This window comes from Streptomyces thermocarboxydovorans, assembly GCF_039524635.1.
Taxonomy (GTDB): Bacteria; Actinomycetota; Actinomycetes; order Streptomycetales; family Streptomycetaceae; genus Streptomyces; species Streptomyces thermocarboxydovorans.
On record NZ_BAAAGU010000124.1, the window covers coordinates 1 to 3,348 of the forward strand.

4 protein-coding genes and 1 pseudogene are annotated in these 3,348 nt (G+C 71.1%); 3 read left to right on the plus strand and 2 right to left on the minus strand.

The features are described 5' to 3' along the window. A pseudogene (locus tag ABD198_RS30300) lies at positions 1-166 on the minus strand (integrase core domain-containing protein); the annotation flags it as partial. Between ABD198_RS30300 and ABD198_RS30305 the strand changes: the two are divergent. Genes ABD198_RS30305 through ABD198_RS30315 form a run of 3 tightly spaced genes read left to right on the plus strand, consistent with a single transcriptional unit; the run spans position 152 to position 2,216 of the window. Next, entirely contained in the window at positions 152-703 is a 552-nt protein-coding gene (locus ABD198_RS30305) for an NAD(P)/FAD-dependent oxidoreductase (protein WP_344007916.1), read from the plus strand. The pseudogene ABD198_RS30300 and the gene ABD198_RS30305 sit on opposite strands and share 15 nt — an antisense overlap. A gap of 26 nt (positions 704-729) precedes the next feature. After that, positions 730-1,695, plus strand: coding sequence for an alpha/beta hydrolase (locus ABD198_RS30310; RefSeq protein ID WP_344007909.1), 966 nt, complete (start codon positions 730-732; stop codon positions 1,693-1,695). Continuing rightward, on the plus strand, positions 1,692-2,216 hold the full coding sequence (locus ABD198_RS30315; protein ID WP_344007911.1) for a flavin reductase: 525 nt from the start codon (positions 1,692-1,694) through the stop codon (positions 2,214-2,216). The genes ABD198_RS30310 and ABD198_RS30315 overlap by 4 nt, the downstream gene beginning before the upstream one ends. A gap of 33 nt (positions 2,217-2,249) precedes the next feature. Here the strand turns inward: ABD198_RS30315 and ABD198_RS30320 are convergent. Continuing rightward, on the minus strand, positions 2,250-3,348 hold a 1,099-nt coding region (locus tag ABD198_RS30320), incomplete at its 5' end, for an ATP-binding SpoIIE family protein phosphatase (protein ID WP_344007913.1).

A 3,348-nucleotide genomic window follows, 5' to 3' on the forward strand; every position in this document is an offset into this window, starting at 1 on the left:
GGTTGGTGACGCGGCTGGCTGGTGGGCGGCCGCTGATGCCGGTGTGGGGTCGGTGGTAGTTGTACCAGTCCAGCCAGCCGGGAAACGCTGCCTGGCGTTCGCTGTCTGAGGTGTAGGGCTGCTGGTAGGCCCATTCGTCGAGCAGGGTGCGGTGGAAGCGTTCGACGTCCTCGTCCTGGCCACCGGTTTCGACGCCTGCACCGGCCCCCTGCTGGCGATGAACATCGTCGGCCGGGACGGCCTGCGGCTGCGCGACGCCTGGGCCGACGGTCCGCAGACCTACCTGGGCCTGACGGCGCACGGGTTCCCGAACCTCTTCATGATCACGGGCCCGCAGAGCCCGTCCGTGCTCTACAACATGCCGCTCGCCATCGAGGACCACGTCGACTTCACGGCCGACGCCATCACCTACCTGCGCCGGCACGGCTACGACACCATCGAGCCCACTCGGCAGGCACAGGACGACTGGGTGGCCCACACCAACGAGAACGCCCAGGCCACGCTGCTGCCGACGTCGACGTCCTCCTGGTACATGGGCGCGAACGTCCCCGGCAAGCCGCGCAAGGTCCTGGTCTACCTGGGCGGTGCACCGGCCTACCGCAAAACGTGCGACGAAGTCATCGCCGCCGGATACACGGGCTTCACCTTCCAGAGCGCTCCCGAGCCCGAGTCCGAACCCGAGCCCGCGGCCGTCGGCTCCTGACCGTACGACCCGAAAGGAACACCCCCATGCCCCTGGACAGTGCTGTCGAGAGCCTCATCGCGGGCCTGGCCGAACAGGGTTTCACCTCCTTCGAGAAGATCGGCCTCGAGCCGACCCGGCAGGTCATCGAAACCTTCGTCCAGTTGCAGAAGCCGCCGGAGGACGTCGCCGAAGTGATCGACGCCCGCTACGGGGACCACCCCGAGCAGGCCGTGCGCCTGTACGTTCCCGAGGGAGACGGTCCCTTCCCGGTCGTGGTGTACTTCCACGGCGGCGGGTTCGTCGGCGGTGGCCTGGACGTCGTCGAGGAACCCTGCCGCGCGCTGGCCAACGACACGGGCGCGCTGGTCGTCGCCGCCACCTATCGCAGGGCCCCGGAGGCGAGGTTCCCCGCCGCCACCGACGACACCTTCGCCGCACTGCGGTGGTCCTTCGCATCCGTCGCCGAGCACCGGGGCGACCCCGAGCGGATCGCCGTGATGGGCGACAGCGCCGGCGGCTACCTCGCCGCGGTCGCCGCCGTACGCGCCCGGGACGCCGGACTGCCGGCCCTGCGCGCCCAGGTGCTCGTCTACCCCCTGATCGACCCGGTCGCGGACACCGCCCCGCAAGGAGTACGCCGAGGGCTACGTCATCCACCTCGACGCCCTGAAGTGGTTCGGCGGACAGTACATCGCCTCGCCGGAGCGGTGACCGACCCGTGGCTGGCCGTGAACCGGACCCCCTCCCTGGAAAACCTGCCGCCGGCGCTGATCCTGACCAACGAGTACGACACGTTGCGGGACGAGGCCGAGGACTACGGCCGCAGGCTCGCCGCGGCCGGCGTCGAGACCACGGTGAGCCGCTTCGACGGCATGGTCCACGGCGTCTACTGGATGTCCGCGGCGATCCCCCGGCAGAAGGAGTACCGCGACGCGATCAGCGCCTTCCTCAAGGACCGTCTGGCGCCCGACGGCCGGCGCGGCACCGTCTCCCCGGAGCTGGCGACATGAACCAGCGCCTGCTCAGGAACGCCTTCGGCCGCTTCGCCACCGGTGTCACGGTCGTCACATGCGCCACCTCGGACGGCGGACGCCATGGCGCCACCGTCAACGCGTTCACCGCCGTCTCCCTGGAACCCGCCCTGTGCCAGGTGACCCTGACCCGCCGGTCCCGGGCATGCCGGTACCTCGAGGACGCCCCGTTCGCGGTGAACATCCTGGCCGCGGACCAGGCCGACACCGCCCTGCACTTCGCGAGCCGTCCCGCGGACCCGGAACCCCCCGCGGCACCGGCCGCCGATCAGGCCCTGCGCCGGGCCCTGGCCACGGACGACGTACCGGCGTACCTGGCTCGGATGTCCGTCGCTCTCGGCGCCCCGCGTTCCCTCGCCGAACTCGGCGTCACTCAGAAGGATCTCGACGAGGTCGTCACCCTGGCGCGGAGTCGGCCGTACGGCAATCCGCGGCCCGTCACCACGGAAGCCCTCCGTTGCCTGCTCATGGACGCCTTCAAGGGGGCGCTCGCTCCCTGACGCGAGGACCGAGGGCGGCCGGCGGATGACTTCTCAGGTCCCCACGAGCTCTTGTTCGGCCCAGATGGTCTTGCCCTGGCGGGTGTGGCGGGTCCCCCAGCGCTGGGTGAGCTGAGCCACGAGCATCAGGCCACGTCCGCCCTCGTCGAAGACTCTGGCGCGGCGCTGGTGCGGGGCGGTGTTGCTGGCGTCGGAGACCTCGCAGATCAGGGTTCGATCGTGGATCAGCCGCAGCCGGACGGGACGCCGGCCGTACCGAATGGCGTTGGTGACCAGCTCGCTGACCACGAGCTCGGTGGTGAACAGGAGCTCTTCCAGCCCCCAGGCGGCCAGCTGCGCGGAGACGTCCTGCCGTGCCTGGGCGACCACCGCGGGATCGGAGGGAAGATCCCAGGCGGCGACCTGGTCCGCGCCCAGGGCGCGGGTGCGGGCGAGGAGGAGAGCGACATCGTCCTCCGGGCTGACGGGGAGCAGCCTCTCAAGGACGGTGTCGCAGAGAGCGTCCAGCGACGGGACGGGGAGGGCGACGGCGCGGCACAGCTCGTCGAGCCCTTCGTCGATGTCCCGGGTCCGGGTCTCGACGAGGCCGTCGGTGTACAGGGCGAGCAGACTGCCCTCGGGCAAGTCGATCTCGGCGGCCTCGAAGGGCAGACCGCCCAGGCCCAGCGGCGGACCGATGGGCAGATCAAGGCGTTCTGAGGCTCTGCCGGGGGTGACCACGACGGGGAGCGGATGGCCGGCGCTGGCGAGGGTGCAGCGGCGGGAGACCGGGTCGTACACGGCGTACAGGCAGGTGGCACCGACGTCACCGGGCGCTGTGATGCCAGGATCTTCCAGCCTCAGGACGAGATCGTCGAGGTGGGTGAGGAGCTCATCGGGCGGCAGGTCGATGTCGGCGAGCGTGCCCACCGCGGTGCGCAGCCGGCCCATGGTCACGGAGGCCTGGATCCCGTGGCCGACCACGTCGCCGACGACCAGGGCCACCCGAGCGCCCGACAGCGGTATGACGTCGAACCAGTCGCCGCCCACACCGGTCTGGGCTCCCGCTGGCAGGTAGCGGGACGCGGCTTCGAGCGCCGCCTGGTCGGGGAGCTTCCGCGGCAGCAGGCTGCGCTGGAGCGTCACGGCGGTG

Bases quoted from the DNA above. Each gene is read 5' to 3' on its own strand.
- ABD198_RS30310 (WP_344007909.1), top strand. From the start codon at position 730: ATGCCCCTGGACAGTGCTGTCGAGAGCCTCATCGCGGGCCTGGCCGAA.
- ABD198_RS30315 (WP_344007911.1), top strand. From the start codon at position 1,692: ATGAACCAGCGCCTGCTCAGGAACGCCTTCGGCCGCTTCGCCACCGGT.